This window comes from Pantoea sp. SGAir0418 (genome assembly GCF_043529865.1).
The window spans coordinates 671,968-690,879 of sequence record NZ_CP027912.1; the positions used below are offsets into that span (position 1 = coordinate 671,968).

An 18,912-nucleotide genomic window follows, 5' to 3' on the forward strand; every position below is an offset into this window, starting at 1 on the left:
GTGTGCCTTACGCCCGGCCAATGCTGTCCAGTTGTGCAATCACCTCCGGGCTAAGCGTCAGCGCCGCGCTGGCCAGATTTTGCTGCAGATGCTGCGGCGAGGAGGTGCCGGGAATCAGCAGAATATTATCTGAGCGCTGCAACAGCCAGGCGAGCGCCACCTGCAGCGTACTGGCGTTGAGCGTGCTGGCCACCGCGCTGAGCTGTTCCGACTGCAGCGGCGAAAAACCGCCGAGCGGAAAGAACGGCACGTAGGGAATGCCCTGCGCCGCCAGCTGATCGATCAGCGCCTCATCCTGACGATTGGCGAGATTATACAGATTCTGTACGCAGGCAATCGGCGTCATCTGCTGTGCCTGCACCACCTGACTGGCGGTCACGTTACTCAGGCCAATGTGCCGAATCAGGCCACGTTGTTGCAACTTAATCATCGCCTCGATTTGCGGCTCCAGCGATCCTTCTGCTGGCCCATGAACGCTCAGCATCGAGCGTAAATTGACTACCTCCAGCACGTCGAGCCCCAGATTACGCAGGTTATCTTCAACCGCCTGCGTCAGTTCCTCCGGCGTGCTGGCGGGCAGCCAGCCGCCTTTGGCATCACGACGGGCACCCACTTTGGTCACCAGCACCAGATCGTCGGGGTAAGGATAGAGCGCTTTTTTGATCAGCTGATTGGTGATGTGCGGGCCGTAAAAATCACTGGTGTCGATGTGATTGACACCGGCAGCCACGGCATCGCGCAGCACCTGTAGCGCGCGGGCTTCATCTTTCGGCGGGCCAAATACGCCGGGACCGGCCAGCTGCATGGCACCGTAGCCGAGACGGGCAACCTGACGGTCGCCCAGCGTATAAGTAGTTGTAGCCTGTGACATGTAAACCTCCTTCATCGGATAGTGTTTAAATTGTAATCACAACGGTGCTGTGCGACTATCCGTGTAAATCAGGACAGACTGTACGGAGTGACGCACAATGGCGCTGGATATGGCGTTGCTGCATGCGGTAGTGGCGGTGGCAAAAGCTGGCGGGTTTCGCGAGGCGGCACGCATGAGCGGCAGCAATCCGTCGCGTTTGAGTGATGCGGTGCGGCGCGCCGAACAGCAACTGGGCGTTCGGCTGTTTAATCGCACCACGCGAACGGTGGTGCTTACCGAAGCGGGCCGGGCTTTGATGTCACGGCTGCTGCCCGCCATGAACGAAGTGGATGCGGCGCTGGATGCCCTGAACACGTTCCGTGACACGCCGGGCGGCACGCTGCGGCTGAACGTGCCGGTCAGCGCGGCGCGGCTGGTATTACCGGCGATTGTGCCGGGATTTCTGCAGCGCTATCCGGACATCCGGCTGGAGATTGTGGCGGAGAGTAATGTGCAGGACATTTTTCGCGACAGCTGCGATGCCGGTATCCGTTACGACGATCATCTGGAACAGGATATGGTGGCGCTGCCGATTGGTCCGCGCGTGCAGCGCTTTGCCGCGGCCGCGGCGCCGGCCTATCTGGCGGCTTACGGTACGCCGCAGCATCCGCGCGACCTGATGCAGCATCGCTGTCTGTATGGTCGTTATGCCACCGGGGTGACGGCCGAATGGGAGTTCAGCCGCGGCGCGGAACGCATCACACTACAGCCGCAGGGGCCGCTGATTTGCAGCATCGGTGCGGCGATGGAGCTGACGGTGTCGACAGCCATCGCCGGTGCCGGCGTGGTCTACCTGTTTGAGGACTGGCTGAAGCCGGCGCTGGCCAACGGTAGTCTGCAACCGATTCTTGCCGACTGGTGGCTCAGCTTTCCCGGCCTGTGGCTGTATTACAACGATCGCCGGCTGATCCCGGCACCGCTGCAGGCGTTTCTCAGCTGGATACGCGAACTCAATGCGACGCCGGGTTGACCAGCAGCCCGGAAACCAGCAGCCGGAAGGCCTGCACCGCACGCGGTAGCGCCGCGACCGGCTCATCGGCAGTGGCAATCCACAGCGCGGCATTGAGCGCGGCGCCGTTGACCAGTTGCGCCGCCGCTTCGGTATCGACCGGTTTCACCGTACCTTCCTCAATCAGCTCCGCCAGCATGGCGGCGGTGGTGCGCAGACAGGCGGTCTGATTAGGCCAGCGCGACGGATCGCCCAGCACCGCCGGGCCATCCAGCAGCATGATGCGCTGGACTTCCGGCTCCAGCGACATCTCGATATAGGTAATGGCTTCCGCCAGAAACGCGTGCCAGCGAGTGTGATACTGCTGCCCGGCTGCGCGCATCTGCTCAAGAATCTCACCATCAATCTGGTCAATAACCGCCTGCAATAACCCTTTCTTGTCGCCGAAATTATGATACAGCGCACCGCGCGTCAGCCCGGCGGCTGCCGTGAGGTCATCCATTGACGCTTCGCTGTAACCTTTCTGCGCAAACGCGCGTCGTGCAGCGGCAATCAGTTTGCCGCGCGTCTCTTCCACCTGGTCTGCCCGTCGTCTGGCTGCCATCGCTGTTCCTTAAATTTTGCATTGACATACGCCGCGTATGTAAAACATAGTAATACATACGCGGCGTATGTTAAAGCGAAAGCGGGCATAGCTAACCCGCTTTCTTCTCTCATCTTCAGGAGTACGATTATGAACAAACGCGATGCTGTTTTTCCAGCGGGCCGTCAGGCGTTGTACAACATCAATAAATACTCTGCGGCGATTCGCTCCGGCGACCTGCTGTTTGTTTCCGGCCAGGTAGGCAGCCGGGATGATGGCACCGCCGAGCCGGATTTCACGCGTCAGGTTAATCAGGCATTTACCAATCTCGCGGCGGTGCTGAAGGCCGCCGGTTGCAGTTTCGATGACGTGGTTGATGTCACTACGTTTCATACCGATCCGGAAGCGCAGTTCACCACGGTGAACGAAGTCCGGCTGCGCTTTTTCGGCGATGAGCCTTATCCCAACTGGACGGCGGTGGGCGTCAACTGGCTGGCGGGCTATGATTTTGAAATCAAGGTGATTGCGCGCATTCCGCAGTGAGCCAGCGTGCGGCGATCAGTCTGTAACCCATAAAAAAAGCCGCTAACCGTTGCCGGTTAGCGGCTTTTTTACTTCACGCCTAATCAGGCGCTCAGCAGTTGATCAGCAGTTTTTTCTACCAGCGCCAGCAGCAGCTTGATGTCTTCCAGCGTGACGGTCGGGTTCAGCAGAGTCAGCTTCAGACAGGTCACGCCTGCATGCTCGGTCACACCGACGTTAGCGCGGCCAGACTCCAGCAGCGCATCGCCGATACGCTGGTTGAACAGGGCGATCTGCGCGCTGTCGCTCAGCTGTTCTGGACGATAGCGGAACAGTACGCTGGCCAGCTGTGGCTGCATTACCAGCTCCAGACGTGGCTCAGATTCAACGAACTGCGCAACGTCCTGTGCCAGGCTCACGCCGTGGTCGATAATCGCGGCGTACTGTTTCTGACCCAGCGCTTCCAGACCCATCCACAGTTTCAGCGCATCGAAACGACGCGTGGTCTGCAGGGATTTGGACACCAGGTTCGGCACGCCGGCTTCTTCATCGAACTCGGAGTTCAGGTAAGCTGCCTGATAACGCATCAGCTCATAGTGACGCGCGTCTTTCAGCAGGAACGCGCCGCAGCTGATGGTCTGGAAGTATTGTTTGTGGAAGTCGAGGGTGACGGAATCCACCAGCTCCAGACCATCCAGGTAATGACGATACTTTTCAGACAGCAGCAGCGCACCGCCCCAGGCCGCATCCACGTGCACCCAGATGTTGTGCTCAGCGGCGATGGCTGCGATTTCACGCAGCGGATCGATGGCGCCGGCATCGGTGGTGCCTGCTGTCGCGACGATCGCCAGGATCTGTTCGCCGTTGGCTTCAGCCTGAGCCAGTTTGGCTTTCAGGTCATTCACGTCCATACGGGCGAACTGATCCGATTTCACCTGCACCACAGACTGGTAGCCGTGGCCCAGCAGCGCCATGTTCTTCTGCACGGAGAAGTGGGCGTTTTCTGAGCACAGCACTTTAATCTTGCGCAGATCGCCAGTGATGCCGTGCTGCTGCACGGAATGGCCCTGACGCGCATAGAAAGCGTCACGTGCCAGCATCAGGCCCATCAGGTTGCTCTGCGTACCGCCGCTGGTGAACACGCCCGCATCACCGGCCGGATAGCCAACCTGCGCACGCAGCCACTCAATCAGTTTGATTTCAATAATGGTGGCAGAAGGGCTCTGATCCCACGAATCCATGCTCTGGTTAGTGGCGTTGATCAGCACTTCAGCCGCCTGGCTTACCACCAGGCTCGGACAGTGCAGGTGCGCAACGCACTGCGGATGGTGCACCGCCAGACTGTCTTTGAGGAAATATTCAATCGCACGTTCAATCGCGGCCTGGTTGCCCAGGCCGCTTGGATTGAAGTCGAGCGTGATACGCTCGCGCAGTTCGGCAACCGTTTTGCCCTGGTACATCTCAGGCTGTTGCAGCCACTGCACAACCGCGGCGCTGCTCTGGGCAATCGCCTGCTGGTACGCCTCAATGCTCGGGGCCGAGGCGGCCAGAATCGGGTTTACTTCAGACATTTACTCTTCCAGTCAAACAGGTTTGACGCCAGCGCCAAGCAGCGCCTGCTCAAATTTATCCAGGAACACGGCCAGCTCTTCGTTGCTGATCAGCAGTGATGGCAGCAGGCGCAGTACCGCACCGTGACGACCGCCACGCTCCAGAATCAGACCGGCTTCGAAGCATTTTTTCTGCAGCAGTGCAGAGAGTTCGCCGTCGGCCGGGAAACTGCCCATGTGGTCAGCTGGCTCGTGTGGCTTAACGATTTCGATACCGATCATCATCCCGAGGCCGCGTACATGACCAATAACCGGGAAGCGTTTCGCCATCGCGTTCAGCTGGGCTTTCAGCCATTCACCCTGTTCTGCCACTTTGCCGGCGATGTTCTGCTCGGTCAGGATCTTCAGCGTCGCCAGACCGGTTGCCATCGCCAGCTGGTTGCCGCGGAAGGTACCGGTGTGGTGGCCAGGTGACCAGGCGTCAAACTGCTTTTTGATACCCAGCACGGCCAGAGGCAGACCGCCGCCCACCGCTTTAGACATCACGATGATGTCTGGCTCAATGCCCGCGTGTTCGAAGGCAAAGAACTTACCGGTACGGGCAAAGCCAGCCTGGACTTCGTCGAGGATCAGCAGAATGCCGTGTTCCTGAGTCACTTTGCGGATGCGCTGCAGCCACTCAGCTGGCGCCGGGTTCACGCCGCCTTCACCCTGAACCGCTTCGAGGATCACGGCCGCAGGCTTACGCACGCCGCTTTCAACGTCGTTGATCAGGTTTTCGAAGTAGTAGGTCAGGGCTTTCACGCCAGCTTCGCCGCCGAGGCCCAGCGGGCAACGGTACAGGTGCGGGTAAGGCATGAACTGCACTTCTGGCATCATGCCGTCAACCGCTTCTTTCGGCGACAGGTTGCCGGTCACGGACAGCGCGCCGTGGGTCATCCCGTGGTAACCGCCAGAGAAGCTGATTACGCCGCTGCGGCCGGTAACTTTTTTCGCCAGCTTCAGCGCCGCTTCAACGGCATCAGCACCGGATGGACCGGTGAACTGCAGGCAGTACTCTTTACCCTGACCTGGCAGCAGCGAGAGCAGAGATTCGGAGAACTGATCTTTCAGAGGCGTCGTCAGATCAAGAGTATGTAACGGCAAGCCGCTGGTAATGACATTTTGGATGCTCTGCAGAACATCAGGATGGTTATGACCAAGTGCCAGCGTCCCTGCGCCAGCCAGACAGTCAAGATATTGTTTGTTTTCAACATCCGTAATCCACACGCCATTGGCTTTGGCAATCGCTAAAGGCAACTTGCGCGGGTAACTCCTGACGTTTGATTCAAACTCAGCCTGACGGGCTAAGAATGCGTCGTTGTTTCCGTTGAATGAGTTGGCACCAAAAGTATCAATACGGACTTTATCCGTCATCATATCTCTCCTTCAACCGGGGCTCGAACAGGCTGGCCGATTGACTAGTTGAACAAAAAAGTATCAGTGGCTCAAAAAACGCGGCCAATATAGAGCCTTTTGACGCACATCACAATGATTAATTTTGTTTAGAATTGTTTATTCTTTTCATATAGGAATCAGGACGTTGGACAGAAACTGGCCACTTATTTTAGCGCCGCGATATGAACAGGCGATTAAATAATCGTGTGAATAAAAAGACTTATGCCCGCCAGTGCCAGCCACGGACCAAAGGGCAGCACGTGATACAGCTCGCGTTGCCAGCCTAATCGGGCCAGCAGAACAAACAAAATTGCGCCTGTGCAAGCCAGTAACAGCACAAAGGGTAAAAGCGCCCAGCCGAGCCAGGCACCCAGCGCAGCCAGCAGTTTTGCGTCGCCGCCACCGAGGCCGGGGCGCTTTTTGATCAGCTGATAGAGTTCACCGATTAGCCACAGCCCGCTGTATCCCGCTACTGCGCCGAACACCGCGTCATGCAGCGTTCCGGGCAGCCAGTGCAGCGCTTTAAGCAACAGACCCAGCCACAGCAGCGAGAGGGTGAGGGCGTCCGGCAACAGCAGATGCTCAATGTCGATGAGTGTCAGCGCCAGCAGAATCCAGGCGAGCAGCAGGGCGGCAGGCAGGCGGCTATCGGGCGGCAGCAGCCAGGCCAGCGCCAGGCTGATCGCGGCGGTGAGCAGTTCCGTCAGCGGGTAGCGCAGGCTCACCGGGTGGTGGCAGTAGCGACAGCGTCCGCCTAATAGCAGCCAGCTGAGCAGCGGCAGCATGTCGCTCGCGCGCAGCGTGGTCTGGCAGTGTGGACAGTGCGAGCGCGGCAGCAGCAGGGGAATGGCGGGTTGCGGGTTCATTACCTGCTGCGGCAGGCGATAAATGACTACATTGAGAAAGCTACCGACGCACAGCGCCAGCAGTGTACCGATCAACCAGTAGGCGATTTCCATGAGGTTTTCTCCTGCTGTCCATGCAGCGTTGGGTTTTTCTGACGCCATTAATGGCGACCGTGCAGGTCATGGCACGGTTGCCGTGGGGGCGTATTTGTGCGTACCGGTGTGAACGGGGCGATTTTTTGCCCGGTTGCACGGCAGATTGCCATAAAGGTGCCGCATAACCTGTTTGCGCGATAAATCGCGCCGCTACCAGTTCTGTGCGGTTTGACGGCAGGTCACCTTAAATGGCGACCCTACAGGTTTCGCAGGGCGCGCATTGATGCGCACCGCTACCAGTTCTGTGCTCTTTGACGACAGGTCGCCATAAATGGCGACCCTACAGGTTTGGCAGGGTGCACATTGATGCGCACCGCGAAATCGCGCCGCTACCAGTTCTGTGCGGTTTGGCGACAGGTCACCATAAATGGCGACCCTACAGGTTTCGCAGGGTGCACATTGATGCGCACCGCGATCTGTCGCCAACCATGGCCGGTTTGCGAGAGGCACAATACGCCGGTGGAGACGGCGTGGCGAGCAGCAAAGCGGCGTTGCAGCGATTTGCAGCAGGATTTACGAGCGGGTTCCAGAGAACAGAAGAGATATAAGCAGGGATGCGTGAATTTCACGGGCAGGCAATGCCCTAATCGATGCTAAGACAGGCAAAAATCCTATTGATGCGCCAGCTGAGGCTGGCAACATTCTAACCAATACGCCAGTGGAGACAGATAATAATCCAATCAATGCGTCAGCGAGTTTACTGGCTCTGTTTGAACTGCTGCATGGCTTCCAGCACATTGCTGGTGGCGAGCGACATCACCCATTCGCTGTTGCGAAAGACGTCGTAATGGCCGGCGTTATAACGAAACACATACAGCTCACCGCGGAAACGCAATCCTTTTGTTTTCACGCCAATGTGATGCCGGCGTAGTGCTGCCTGTGAAAGTCTGTCAGTCGCGGTTCTCATCATCATTCTCCTGTCCAGCCTCTGGCGTCACTATCCCAGGGAAGAATAAGCAGCCAACCTTAGGATAACCTTAAGAACAGTATATCTCTTCGTTAATCCATTGAAAAATGGCGATTTTAATTGTCGTGGGTCGACAAGCCGACCCATGATGTCTGATCCGATGCTGATTTCCGGCCCCGGCGCGCAATCTTCTACCAATCTTCAACATCACGTAAAAAAGTCAGCGTGCCGCTTTGCCATTTAATGTTCAGTTAAGTTTTCCCCCGTATTTTGGTTTCTTATAGCGATAAAACAGACCTGCTTAAGTTTTATTGCGCGCAGATGACAGCAGCCCTGCGAACGCACTCGTTTAAGTAACGTTTAAACAATAGGTTACAGGGTGTTTCATCAGGTTGTCATGCGCAGCAATAACGCTTGTTTTATTTTTCAGCATGTTTTCAGGCACAACAGTAAGGTTATCTTATGAGTTTCCTTCCGTTTTCGCGCCCGGCATTGGGTGAGGAAGAACTGGCCGCGGTGCAGGCGGTATTTGCATCGGGCTGGATTACCACCGGACCGCAGAATGCTGCGCTGGAGCAGGCGTTTTGTCAGCTCACCGGCAACCAGCACGCTATTGCTGTCAGCTCCGCCACAGCAGGCATGCACGTCACGTTGATGGCGCTGGATATCCAGCCCGGTGACGAGGTGATCACCCCGTCGCTGACCTGGGTTTCCACGCTCAATATCATTACGCTGTTGGGCGCCACGCCGGTGATGATAGATGTGGACCGCGATAACCTGATGGTGAGCGCAGAACAGATCGAAGCGGCCATTACGCCGCGCACCCGCGCCATCGTGCCGGTTCACTATGCCGGTGCGCCGGCGGATATCGACGCCCTTCGCGCCGTCAGCGCGCGCCACAATATCCCGCTCATTGAAGATGCGGCCCACGCGGTAGGTTGCTATTACAAAGGCCGGCACGTCGGGCAGCAGGGCACCGCAATCTTCTCGCTGCACGCCATCAAAAACATCACCTGCGCCGAAGGCGGCATTGTGGTGACCGATGACGCGCAGCTGGCCGACCGCCTGCGCAGCCTGAAATTCCACGGCCTCGGCGTCGATGCCTACGATCGTCATACCCATGGCCGCAAACCGCAGGCCGAAGTGATCATGCCCGGTTTTAAATACAACCTGCCAGACATCAACGCCGCGATTGCGCTGGTGCAGCTGCAAAAGTTGCCGGCCATCAATGCACGTCGCCAGGCCATCTCCGCGCGCTATTTGCGTGAGCTGGCAGATACGCCGTTGCTGCCGCTGGTGCAGCCGGCGTGGCCGCATCAGCATGCGTGGCATCTGTTTATCATTCGCGTGGACGAAGCGCGCTGCGGTATCAGCCGCGATGCGCTGATGGAGCAGTTGAAAATCCATGACATCGGCACCGGCCTGCATTTCCGCGCCGCGCATACGCACAAGTATTACCGTGAACGCTATCCGCAGCTCTCGCTGCCGGCCACCGAATGGAACAGTGATCGTATCTGCTCGCTGCCCCTGTTCCCCGACATGCACGATGACGATGTAACGCGTGTGATTGCTGCCTTACGCCACCTTGCGGGAGCCTGAGATGCTGGAAGAAAAACCGATTCGCAAAGTCTCCGTGGTGATCCCGGTGTACAACGAAGAACAGAGCCTGCCGGAGCTGGTGCGCCGTACCGACGCTGCCTGCCGCACGCTCGGACTTGACTATGAAATCTTACTGGTGGATGACGGCAGCGCCGACCGCTCCGCGCAGATGATCGCCGATGCGGCGGATATGCCGGGCAGTCACGTGGTCGGCGTGCTGCTGAATCGCAACTACGGGCAACACTCGGCGATTATGGCCGGTTTCAGCCATGTTTCCGGTGATGTGATCATTACGCTGGATGCCGATCTGCAAAACCCGCCGGAGGAGATCCCCAACCTGGTCAAAGCCGCGCAGCAGGGCTACGACGTGGTCGGCACCGTGCGTCAGAACCGTCAGGACAGCTGGTTACGTCGCCGCGCTTCACGCACCATCAACCACCTGATTCAGCGTGTGACCGGCAAAGCGATGGGCGATTATGGCTGCATGCTGCGCGCCTATCGCCGTCACATTGTCGATGCGATGCTCAACTGCCACGAACGCAGCACCTTTATCCCGATTCTGGCGAACACTTTCGCGCGCCGCACCATTGAACTGCCGGTTACGCATGCCGAGCGTGAGTTTGGCGACTCCAAATACAGCTTCATGAAGCTGATCAACCTGATGTATGACCTGGTGACCTGCCTGACCACCACGCCGCTGCGTCTGCTGAGTATCGTCGGCAGCTTAATCGCGCTGGCCGGTTTCGCCTTTTCTCTGATCCTGATTGTGCTGCGCCTGTTCCTCGGTGCCAGCTGGGCCGGTGACGGTGTGTTCATGCTGTTTGCCGTGCTGTTTATTTTTGTCGGCGCGCAGTTTGTCGGCATGGGCCTGCTGGGCGAATACATCGGTCGTATTTATAACGACGTACGCGCCCGTCCGCGCTACTTCATTCAACGTGTTATCCATCCGCAACAAGATGCCCCGTCTGTACAGGAAATTAAGCAATGAAAACTATCGTCTTCGCCTATGCCGAAATGGGCTGTGCAGGCATCACTGCGCTGCTGAACGCAGGCTATGAAATCAGTGCCATCTTTACCCATGCGGACACCTCGCCGGAGAGCCATGCGTTTCCTTCGGTGGCACGCCTCGCGGCTGAGCAGGGCATTCCGGTTTATGCGCCGGAAGATGCTAATCATCCGCTGTGGGTGGATCGCATCCGCACCATGCAGCCGGACTTTATCTTCTCGTTTTACTATCGCGCACTGCTGAGCGACACGATCCTGAACTGCGCGCGGGTCGGCGCGTTTAACCTGCACGGTTCGCTGCTGCCTAAATACCGTGGTCGTGCGCCGCTTAACTGGGTGCTGGTCAACGGCGAGACGGAGACTGGCGTAACGCTGCACCGCATGGTGAAACGTGCCGATGCCGGCGACATTGTGGCGCAGCAGCGCGTGGCGATTGACCCGCAGGATAATGCGCTGACGCTGCACCGTAAGCTGGTGGCCTGCGCCGGCCAACTGCTGGAAGGCGCGCTGCCGCCGATGAAGCGCGGTGAGATTGCCGCCACGCCGCAGAACGACGCGGAAGCGACCGTGGTTGGTCGCCGCACGCCGGAGGATGGCCGCATCAACTGGGAGCTGCCGGCGGCTAAAGTGAATAACCTGGTGCGTGCAGTCACCGATCCCTGGCCTGGTGCGTTTGCGTATGCCGGCACGGTGAAATTCGTGGTGTGGAAAGGGCGGGTTCACCAGGATGCGCCCAGCGCCAAACCGGGCACGGTGCTGTCAGTTGAGCCGTTCCTGATTGCCTGCGGCGAGGGCGCGCTCGAAGTGGTCACCGGGCAGAGCGACAACGGTGTTTACATGAACGGCAGCCAGCTGGCGCAGAGTCTGGGCATGGTGCCGGGTGCGCTGCTTTATTCGCAGCCGGTTGCTGCGGTGAAACGCCGCACGCGGGTGCTGATCCTCGGCGTAAACGGCTTTATCGGCAACCATCTCACCGAACGCCTGCTGCAGGATGATAACTTTGAGGTTTATGGCCTGGACATCGGTTCCGATGCCATCAGCCGCTTCCTGGATGAACCGCGCTTCCACTTCGTTGAAGGGGATATCAGCATCCACTCTGAATGGATTGAGTATCACATCAAGAAATGTGACGTGGTGCTGCCGCTGGTGGCGATCGCCACGCCGATCGAATATACCCGTAATCCGCTGCGCGTATTCGAGCTGGATTTCGAAGAGAACCTGAAGATTATTCGTGACTGCGTGAAGTATAAAAAGCGCATCATTTTCCCGTCTACCTCCGAAGTGTACGGTATGTGCACCGATCAGCATTTCGACGAGGATCACTCCAACCTGGTGGTCGGACCGATCAATAAACAGCGCTGGATCTATTCGGTGTCGAAACAGCTGCTGGACCGGGTGCTGTGGGCCTATGGCGAAAAAGAGGGGCTGCGCTTTACGCTGTTCCGTCCGTTTAACTGGATGGGCCCGCGGCTGGATAACCTCAACGCCGCGCGTATCGGCAGTTCTCGCGCCATCACCCAGTTGATCCTTAATCTGGTGGAAGGCTCGCCGATCAAGCTGATCGACGGTGGCGCGCAGAAGCGCTGTTTCACCGATATTCGCGACGGCATCGAAGCGCTGTTCCGCATTATCGAGAACAAGCACAACAACTGCGATGGCCAGATCGTTAACATTGGTAACCCGGAGAACGAAGCCAGTATTAAAGAGCTGGCGGAACACCTGCTGGCCAGCTTTGAGCGCCACCCGCTGCGCGATCGCTTCCCGCCGTTTGCCGGTTTCCGTGAGGTAGAGAGCAGTAGCTATTACGGCAAAGGCTATCAGGACGTGGAGCACCGCAAGCCGTCGATTAAAAACGCCCGCCGGCTGCTCGACTGGACGCCAACCGTGGCGATGGATACCACCATCGACAATACGCTGGACTTCTTCCTGCGCACCGTTGAGCTACAGGAAAAGCCATGAAGCGAGTGGGTTTGCGTGTTGATGTCGATACCTGGCGCGGCACGCAACTGGGCGTACCGGCGCTGCTGCAGCAGTTCAGCCTGCATCAGCTGCAGGCCAGCTTCTTCTTCAGCGTTGGGCCGGACAACATGGGGCGCCACCTGTGGCGCCTGATGAAGCCGCGCTTTCTGTGGAAAATGCTGCGTTCGCGCGCGGCCTCGCTGTACGGCTGGGATATTTTACTGGCCGGTACCGCCTGGCCGGGCCGCGAAATAGGCAAAGGGCTGGCGTCGATTATTCGCGCCACGGCAGATCACCATGAAGTGGGCTTACACGCCTGGGATCACTTTGCCTGGCAGACCTGGGCTGGCGTCTGGTCGCCACAGCAGCTGAATGCGCAGATTGCGCGCGGTAAAGCGACGCTGGAAGCCATTTTAGGTGACAGTGTCACCTGCTCTGCGGTGGCAGGCTGGCGCGCCGACAGCCGGGTACTGGATGCTAAGCAGCCGTTTGGCTTTCGCTATAACAGCGACTGTCGCGGCAGCGGGCCGTTCATTCCGCGCCTCAACGATGGCAGCTTCGGCACGGTACAAATTCCGGTAACCCTGCCGACGTGGGATGAAGTGGTGGGTCAGCAGGTCAGCGCGGAGGGTTTTAACGACTTTATTCTCGCGCAGATGCATGCCGCCAGTGGTACGCCGGTCTATACCATTCACGCAGAGGTCGAAGGCATCGTCGGTTTGCCCGCCTTTGCCGATCTGCTGACGCGCGCGCAGCAGCAGGGCATCCGGTTTTGTCCGCTGAGCGAGCTGCTGCCGGACGATCTCAATACGCTGCCGCAGGGCCATGTGGTGCGCGGGCACATTGCCGGCCGGGAAGGCTGGCTGGGTTGCCAGAGTTAACATTTTACAGGACCCAAGTATGGAAACACCGATGCGCAGCCGCACCCGCATAGTGCTGCTGATAGCGCTTTTTGCTCTCTATTATCTGGTCCCGGTGCCATTCCGCGATCTCTGGCAGCCGGATGAAACCCGCTATGCCGAAATCAGCCGCGAGATGCTGCTGAGCGGTAACTGGGTGGTGCCGCATTTTTTTGATTTGCGCTACTTCGAGAAGCCGATTGCCGGTTACTGGGTCAATAATCTTGGCCAGCTGTTATTTGGGCATAATAATTTTGGCGTGCGCGCCGGTGCGATTATCTGTACCACGCTGTGTGCCATGCTGATCTACTGGCTGGGCAAGCGGATGTTCGCCAGCCGTAAAATAGCGCTCACCGCCAGCGTGATCTTTCTTACCTCGCTGCTGGTTTACGGCATCGGCACTTATGCGGTGCTCGATCCGATTCTGCTGCTGTGGCTGGTGGCGGCAATGTGCAGCTTTTGGTTTGCTGCGCAGGCGCACAGTACCTCACAGCGGCTGACGGGGTATGTGCTGCTCGGCGCGGCCTGTGCCATGGGTTTCATGACCAAGGGCTTTCTGGCGCTGGCGGTGCCGGTGCTCGCGATTGTGCCCTGGGTGCTCTGGCAGCGACGTTTTGGCGAACTGCTGCGCTGGGGCCCGCTTACTGTGCTGGTGGCGGCCGCGATCAGCGCGCCCTGGACGCTGTCAATTCAGCATCAGGAAGGCGATTTCTGGCACTACTTCTTCTGGGTCGAACATATTCAGCGCTTCGCGGAGAGCGATGCGCAGCATAAAGCCCCGTTCTGGTATTACCTACCGGTGTTAGTGGCAGGCTGTTTGCCGTGGCTCGGCCTGCTGCCGGGCGCGCTGAGCGGCGCATGGCGACAGCGTCAACCGCACGCTGCCGCGATCTATTTGCTTAGCTGGGTTGTTCTGCCGCTGCTGTTCTTTAGCATCGCCAAAGGCAAACTGCCGACCTATATCCTGCCGTGCTTTGCGCCGCTGGCGTTGTTGATGGCGCACTATGCACACGGTAACGCCGCACGCCTGAAACAGGCGTTGGCGGTAAATGGCTGGATCAACCTGCTGTTTGGTCTGGGCGCCACGCTGCTGGTCGTGGTGGTGCTGGCACCCTGGGGGCTGGCGCACCATCCGGTCTACGCGCGCGATGAGTTGTTGCGGGTACTGTGCGCTGCGCTGGCATTTGCCGGCTGGGCGGTGATGGGCTGGCTAAGCCTGAAAACAGGCCGCTGGCAACTGGCTGCGCTTTGCCCGCTGGCATTGGCGCTGCTGGTCGGGTTGGCTATCCCGCAAAAGGTGCGTGATAGCAAACAGCCGCAGAGTTTCGTCAGCGCCGTGCGGCCTCAGCTGGCGCAGAGCCGCTATCTGGTGGTGGACAATTCCGGCATCGCTTCAGCGGTCGCATGGGAACTGCGCCGCAGCGATATCACTTTCTTCGATGAAAAAGGTGAGCTGGAGTACGGACTGGGTTATCCCGATGCAAAAACGCGCTACGTCGACGGGGAAGCCTTCGCCGACTGGCTGCGCCTGCATCGCCGACAGGGTCCGGTAGCGCTGGTGCTGCTGCTGAATTCTGACGAAAAGCAAGCGGATGCGCATCTGCCGGTGCCGGACGATGTCTATCAGCAGGGACGGCTGGTCTACTACGGCTACAACGCGACACCATGAATCTGCTGCTGATCCTGCTGGTAAGCCTGCTCAGTTGTGCCGCCCAGCTGTGCCAGAAACAGGCGGCTCACTGCGGCGGGCACCGCCTGTTCGGCTGGCTGGTGCTCAGCCTGCTGCTGCTGGGGACGGCGATGTTGCTGTGGCTGGTGGTGTTGCGCACCGTGCCGGTCAGCGTGGCTTACCCGATGCTGAGCCTGAATTTTGTGCTGGTGGCGGTGGCGGCGCGCGTCATCTGGCGTGAGACCTACACGCGGCGGCAGTGGCTGGGTACGCTGGCGATCGTTGCCGGGGTTGCGCTGATGGGGAGCCATCTGTGAAGGGCTGGCTGCTGGCGCTGGCCAGCGTGCTGCTGGTGTCGCTGGCGCAGCTGCTGCTGCGCACGGCAATGCTCGCGCTGCCACCGCTGGATACATGGACCGCGCTACCGTGGCAGCACGGCCTGATACCGTTAATCGGCGGCCTGGCCGCCTACGGCTGCTCAATGCTGTGCTGGCTGCTGGCGCTGCGGCTGCTGCCGCTCAACCGGCTCTATCCGCTGCTCAGTCTGAGCTATGTGCTGGTGTGGCTGGCCGCCATTTCTCTGCCGGCCTTGCATGAAACCTTCCGCTGGAGCAGTCTCGCTGGCGTCATATTGATTGTCTGCGGCCTGCTGTGCGTGGCGCTGCCGCGCCGTTAACCGTTAATGCTGCTGCCACCGGTGATATTCACCCTGGCGGCGGCCTGGCGCCGTTTCCGGCAGACGCAGCAGGCCGTACAATGAAATCACACCCAGCACTGCAACATACAGCGCCAGACCATACCAGTGGCCGTGGGTCACCTGCAGAATCTTCACTGCCACCAGTCCGAGTACGCCGCTGCCGATCAGCGAACCGATCTGCCAGATCACCGCGATACCGCTGCAGCGAATATGCGTGGGAAACAGTTCGGGGAACCATGACGCCTGCGGGGCATAACACATGCTGTGGCCCAGCGTCAGCGCCACGATCATCGCCAGCTGCGTGAGCCAGTAGCTGTTGTGCGCCAGCGCGAGAAAAAATGGCACGATCGAGAGCATGATCAGCAGCGTGCCGATCAGGTAAACCGGCTTGCGACCGATGCGGTCGGAAAGGGCACCCATCAGCGGGATCGCCAGTACTTCGAGGATCACCGCGACGATCATACTGTTCATCAAAATGCCGGCATCAAGCTGATTAGCCTTACCCCAGGCAAGGATGATGACGGTAAACAGGGCGAAGGCGCAGGCTTCGATCAGTTTCGCTGCCACACCGTTGACCACCAGCCGCGGATTACCACGCAGCACCTCTTTTAACGGCCTGGATTCTGCCGCTTTGGTTTCACGAATGGCGGCGAAGACCGGCGATTCATCAATGCGCAGGCGAATAAACAGGCCGACAATCACCAGCAGCGCGCTGAGCAGAAAAGGCACGCGCCAGCCCCAGTCCATCATCTGCTCCGCGGTCAGCGCGGCATTAAGCACAGCGAACAGCGCCAGCGGCAGCAGAAACCCCACCGGGGCACCAATCTGCACCCAGCTGGCAAAGAAACCGCGCCGGGAAGGCTGTGCATATTCGGCCGTCATTAATACCGCGCCCGCCTGTTCACCGCCGACGCCAAACCCCTGCAGCAAGCGGATGGCAATCAGTAATACCGGGGCCCAGACGCCAATTTTTTCGTAAGTTGGCAGCAGACCAATACAGAACGTGCCAAGGCCCACGATCAGGATGGTCGCCACCAGCGCCTTTTTGCGTCCCACTTTGTCGCCGATGTGCCCAAACACCATGCCGCCAATGGGACGTGCGAGGAAGCCAACCGCATAAGTGGCGAAGGCAGCGAGTGTGCTGACCAGCGGATCGTGGCTGGGAAAGAACAGATGGCCAAAGAACAGTACCGCTGCCGTACCGTAAGCGAAAAAGTCGTAATACTCTGCCGCCGTGCCTATCGCCGAGGCGCTGGCGACGCGGCGGATCAATGATTTAGGGTGAGCTTCAGCGGTATCAGATTGAGCAACAGTTGAAGAGGCCATGACAAATCCTGAAGAGGTTAAAGAGCGACTACCATACAAGATGGTTTGTGCAGTTGTTGCGCGATTGATCACAAAGCGTGGCGACTCCCGGCGTAAAGGGGCCGATCTGCTGCGCTTCCATAACCACCTCGTCCAACCTTCACTCGCCTTTTTTCGGCTGATGTAAATCCATCAAAATAAACCGGTCAAAAGGCTTGAACTCACAATTTGAAAAGCAGGTTTCAAATATAAATTAACATGAAATAAAAATGCCGATAGCCTGGACGCGCTGCTTTGTTCTGATGCTTTTCCTAACGCATTTTTTACCAGGAGGTATTATGGAAAAAGAACTTTATCTCTCCACCAACACCGCATCCGGCCCCAACAGCACAACAAAAACCGAACCCTTCGTAAAAATCATCGCGCTGGTGGCGACACTCGGCGGGCTGCTGTTTGGTTACGATACCGGCGTGGTATCCGGTGCGCTGCTGTTCATGCGCAGTGATTTACATCTCACGCCGTTCACTACCGGGCTGGTCACCAGTTCACTGTTGTTCGGCGCTGCCTTTGGCGCACTGCTGGCAGGGCACTTCGCGGATGCCCTCGGGCGCCGCAAAATCATCATCACGCTGGCCTTTATTTTTGCCCTCGGCGCGGTCGGCTCTGCCTTCGCACCTGATGTGGTGACGATGATTGCGTCACGCCTGTTTCTTGGTATTGCCGTTGGCGGGGCGGCTGCCACTGTGCCGGTGTATATCGCGGAAATTGCCCCGGCGAATAAACGCGGTCAACTGGTGACGCTGCAGGAGCTGATGATTGTTTCTGGCCAGCTGCTGGCCTATGTCTCCAATGCCACTTTCAATGAAATCTGGGGTGGCGAACATACCTGGCGCTGGATGCTGGCCATCTCCACCGTACCCGCCGTGCTGTTGTGGATCGGAATGATCTTTATGCCGGAAAGTCCACGCTGGCACGTCATGCGCGGCAACACCGCTGGCGCGCGCAGGGTGCTGGAGAAAACCCGGGCGGCGGAGGACGTAGAGTGGGAGCTGGAGGAGATCGAAGAGACCATCGAAGAGCATCGCCAGCAAGGCAAAGGTCGCCTGCGTGACCTGCGCACGCCATGGTTGCGCAAAGTGTTTTTACTGGGAATTGGCATTGCCGCCATCCAGCAGCTGACCGGTGTGAATACCATCATGTACTACGCGCCAACCATGCTCACTGCTACCGGCCTGAGCAACGATGCGGCGTTGTTCGCCACCATCGCCAACGGCGTGATCTCCGTAATCATGACGCTGGTGGGGATCGTGATAATCGGTAAGGTTGGCCGTCGTCCGCTGGTGCTGATTGGGCAGATGGGCTGTACCGCCTGCCTGTTCTTTATCGCCACGGTGTGCCTGCTTATGCCGGAGTATCACGCCGGTGGTGCGGTTAATCTGCTGCGGGCCTATCTGGTACTGGCCGGAATGCTGATGTTTTTATGTTTTCAGCAGGGCGCGCTGTCACCGGTCACCTGGTTGCTGCTGTCGGAAATCTTTCCGGCGCGCATGCGCGGCATTTGCATGGGCGGTGCCGTTTTTGCCTTGTGGATTGCCAACTTCGCCATTTCCATGGCCTTCCCGCTGTTGCTGGCCGCCTTTAGCCTTGCAGGGGCGTTTCTCACCTTTGCGGTGATCGGGATCGGCGGCGCCCTTTTTGTACTGCGTGCTATCCCGGAAACCAAAGGGCGCAGCCTGGAACAGGTCGAACACTATTTCTATGAACTGTATGGCGGCAAAGGCTAAATGTGAGGGCGCTCAGGCTGATGTAAATCACTCAAAGAAGCCGCAGAGCGGGCAAAAAAGATAACTTACTATCAGGGCATGTCAGTACCTTGCAGCAAACAGAACCTTACCCAGTGATTATTATCCAGGAAAGATC

The 18,912-nt window shown here is 58.5% G+C and carries 17 protein-coding genes; 10 read left to right on the forward strand and 7 right to left on the reverse strand.

Annotated features, from left to right (window positions below; translation table 11 throughout):
- Positions 1-7 precede the first annotated feature (7 nt).
- Positions 8-871, reverse strand: a complete 864-nt coding sequence (locus C1N84_RS22230) for an aldo/keto reductase family oxidoreductase (RefSeq protein ID WP_264443876.1) — start codon at positions 869-871, stop codon at positions 8-10.
- A gap of 97 nt (positions 872-968) precedes the next feature.
- Between C1N84_RS22230 and C1N84_RS22235 the strand changes: the two genes are divergently transcribed.
- Positions 969-1,880 (forward strand): LysR substrate-binding domain-containing protein, encoded by a 912-nt coding sequence (locus C1N84_RS22235; protein ID WP_021509092.1) that lies wholly within the window; start codon positions 969-971, stop codon positions 1,878-1,880.
- Here C1N84_RS22235 and C1N84_RS22240 read toward each other — a convergent pair.
- Positions 1,861-2,463, reverse strand: a complete 603-nt coding sequence (locus C1N84_RS22240; protein ID WP_150360293.1) for a TetR/AcrR family transcriptional regulator — start codon at positions 2,461-2,463, stop codon at positions 1,861-1,863. The two genes, C1N84_RS22235 and C1N84_RS22240, sit on opposite strands and share 20 nt — an antisense overlap.
- Before the next feature lie 129 nt (positions 2,464-2,592).
- On the opposite strand from C1N84_RS22240, the gene C1N84_RS22245 reads away from it, so the two are divergent.
- A complete protein-coding gene (locus C1N84_RS22245; RefSeq protein WP_150360292.1) occupies positions 2,593-2,985 on the forward strand; it encodes a RidA family protein in 393 nt (130 codons plus the stop codon).
- Positions 2,986-3,068: 83 nt separating this feature from the next.
- Here C1N84_RS22245 and C1N84_RS22250 read toward each other — a convergent pair whose 3' ends face one another.
- The 4 genes from C1N84_RS22250 to C1N84_RS22265 all read right to left on the reverse strand — a co-directional run bounded on the left by C1N84_RS22250 (position 3,069) and on the right by C1N84_RS22265 (position 7,865).
- Positions 3,069-4,535, reverse strand: a complete 1,467-nt coding sequence (locus tag C1N84_RS22250; protein ID WP_394541887.1) for a pyridoxal phosphate-dependent decarboxylase family protein — start codon at positions 4,533-4,535, stop codon at positions 3,069-3,071.
- A 12-nt stretch (positions 4,536-4,547) separates the two neighbouring features.
- Positions 4,548-5,930, reverse strand: coding sequence for a diaminobutyrate--2-oxoglutarate transaminase (locus C1N84_RS22255; protein ID WP_021509096.1), 1,383 nt, complete (start codon positions 5,928-5,930; stop codon positions 4,548-4,550).
- Positions 5,931-6,145: 215 nt separating this feature from the next.
- Positions 6,146-6,910, reverse strand: a complete 765-nt coding sequence (locus C1N84_RS22260; protein ID WP_264443869.1) for a prepilin peptidase — start codon at positions 6,908-6,910, stop codon at positions 6,146-6,148.
- Positions 6,911-7,649: 739 nt separating this feature from the next.
- The gene (locus tag C1N84_RS22265) at positions 7,650-7,865 is read right to left on the reverse strand and encodes a hypothetical protein (RefSeq protein ID WP_227746467.1); all 216 of its coding nucleotides are present in this window, start codon (positions 7,863-7,865) and stop codon (positions 7,650-7,652) included.
- A 456-nt stretch (positions 7,866-8,321) separates the two neighbouring features.
- Here C1N84_RS22265 and arnB point away from each other — a divergent pair, with 456 nt between their 5' ends.
- Genes arnB through arnF form a run of 7 tightly spaced genes read left to right on the forward strand, consistent with a single transcriptional unit; the run spans position 8,322 to position 15,666 of the window.
- Positions 8,322-9,458: a UDP-4-amino-4-deoxy-L-arabinose aminotransferase gene (gene arnB, locus C1N84_RS22270; RefSeq protein WP_264443865.1), complete on the forward strand. Its 1,137-nt coding sequence runs from the start codon at positions 8,322-8,324 to the stop codon at positions 9,456-9,458.
- 1 nt (position 9,459) lies between these two features.
- Entirely contained in the window at positions 9,460-10,446 is a 987-nt protein-coding gene (arnC, locus tag C1N84_RS22275) for an undecaprenyl-phosphate 4-deoxy-4-formamido-L-arabinose transferase (RefSeq protein ID WP_394541888.1), read from the forward strand.
- Positions 10,443-12,422: a bifunctional UDP-4-amino-4-deoxy-L-arabinose formyltransferase/UDP-glucuronic acid oxidase ArnA gene (arnA, locus tag C1N84_RS22280; RefSeq protein WP_021509380.1), complete on the forward strand. Its 1,980-nt coding sequence runs from the start codon at positions 10,443-10,445 to the stop codon at positions 12,420-12,422. The genes arnC and arnA overlap by 4 nt, the downstream gene beginning before the upstream one ends.
- Positions 12,419-13,303 carry a 4-deoxy-4-formamido-L-arabinose-phosphoundecaprenol deformylase gene (arnD, locus tag C1N84_RS22285; protein WP_264443863.1) on the forward strand — a complete coding sequence of 295 codons (885 nt, stop codon included), beginning with the start codon at positions 12,419-12,421 and terminating at the stop codon, positions 13,301-13,303. Before arnA ends, arnD begins: the two co-directional genes overlap by 4 nt.
- 31 nt (positions 13,304-13,334) lie before the next feature.
- Positions 13,335-14,990, forward strand: a complete 1,656-nt coding sequence (arnT, locus tag C1N84_RS22290; RefSeq protein ID WP_264444725.1) for a lipid IV(A) 4-amino-4-deoxy-L-arabinosyltransferase — start codon at positions 13,335-13,337, stop codon at positions 14,988-14,990.
- A complete protein-coding gene (gene arnE, locus C1N84_RS22295; protein WP_021509383.1) occupies positions 14,987-15,307 on the forward strand; it encodes a 4-amino-4-deoxy-L-arabinose-phosphoundecaprenol flippase subunit ArnE in 321 nt (106 codons plus the stop codon). The genes arnT and arnE overlap by 4 nt, the downstream gene beginning before the upstream one ends.
- Entirely contained in the window at positions 15,304-15,666 is a 363-nt protein-coding gene (arnF, locus tag C1N84_RS22300) for a 4-amino-4-deoxy-L-arabinose-phosphoundecaprenol flippase subunit ArnF (protein WP_058781501.1), read from the forward strand. The genes arnE and arnF overlap by 4 nt, the downstream gene beginning before the upstream one ends.
- Positions 15,667-15,669: 3 nt before the next feature.
- Here arnF and C1N84_RS22305 read toward each other — a convergent pair whose 3' ends face one another.
- Positions 15,670-17,013, reverse strand: coding sequence for an MFS transporter (locus C1N84_RS22305; protein ID WP_211724642.1), 1,344 nt, complete (start codon positions 17,011-17,013; stop codon positions 15,670-15,672).
- Between the two features lie 317 nt (positions 17,014-17,330).
- Between C1N84_RS22305 and C1N84_RS22310 the strand changes: the two genes are divergently transcribed.
- Positions 17,331-18,776 (forward strand): sugar porter family MFS transporter, encoded by a 1,446-nt coding sequence (locus tag C1N84_RS22310; RefSeq protein WP_211724643.1) that lies wholly within the window; start codon positions 17,331-17,333, stop codon positions 18,774-18,776.
- Positions 18,777-18,912 lie beyond the last annotated feature (136 nt).

Bases quoted from the DNA above. Each gene is read 5' to 3' on its own strand.
- C1N84_RS22230 (WP_264443876.1), bottom strand. From the start codon at position 871: ATGTCACAGGCTACAACTACTTATACGCTGGGCGACCGTCAGGTTGCC.
- C1N84_RS22235 (WP_021509092.1), top strand. From the start codon at position 969: ATGGCGCTGGATATGGCGTTGCTGCATGCGGTAGTGGCGGTGGCAAAA.
- C1N84_RS22240 (WP_150360293.1), bottom strand. From the start codon at position 2,463: ATGGCAGCCAGACGACGGGCAGACCAGGTGGAAGAGACGCGCGGCAAA.
- C1N84_RS22245 (WP_150360292.1), top strand. From the start codon at position 2,593: ATGAACAAACGCGATGCTGTTTTTCCAGCGGGCCGTCAGGCGTTGTAC.
- C1N84_RS22250 (WP_394541887.1), bottom strand. From the start codon at position 4,535: ATGTCTGAAGTAAACCCGATTCTGGCCGCCTCGGCCCCGAGCATTGAG.
- C1N84_RS22255 (WP_021509096.1), bottom strand. From the start codon at position 5,930: ATGACGGATAAAGTCCGTATTGATACTTTTGGTGCCAACTCATTCAAC.
- C1N84_RS22260 (WP_264443869.1), bottom strand. From the start codon at position 6,910: ATGGAAATCGCCTACTGGTTGATCGGTACACTGCTGGCGCTGTGCGTC.
- C1N84_RS22265 (WP_227746467.1), bottom strand. From the start codon at position 7,865: ATGATGATGAGAACCGCGACTGACAGACTTTCACAGGCAGCACTACGC.
- arnB (WP_264443865.1), top strand. From the start codon at position 8,322: ATGAGTTTCCTTCCGTTTTCGCGCCCGGCATTGGGTGAGGAAGAACTG.
- arnC (WP_394541888.1), top strand. From the start codon at position 9,460: ATGCTGGAAGAAAAACCGATTCGCAAAGTCTCCGTGGTGATCCCGGTG.
- arnA (WP_021509380.1), top strand. From the start codon at position 10,443: ATGAAAACTATCGTCTTCGCCTATGCCGAAATGGGCTGTGCAGGCATC.
- arnD (WP_264443863.1), top strand. From the start codon at position 12,419: ATGAAGCGAGTGGGTTTGCGTGTTGATGTCGATACCTGGCGCGGCACG.
- arnT (WP_264444725.1), top strand. From the start codon at position 13,335: ATGCGCAGCCGCACCCGCATAGTGCTGCTGATAGCGCTTTTTGCTCTC.
- arnE (WP_021509383.1), top strand. From the start codon at position 14,987: ATGAATCTGCTGCTGATCCTGCTGGTAAGCCTGCTCAGTTGTGCCGCC.
- C1N84_RS22305 (WP_211724642.1), bottom strand. From the start codon at position 17,013: ATGGCCTCTTCAACTGTTGCTCAATCTGATACCGCTGAAGCTCACCCT.
- C1N84_RS22310 (WP_211724643.1), top strand. From the start codon at position 17,331: ATGGAAAAAGAACTTTATCTCTCCACCAACACCGCATCCGGCCCCAAC.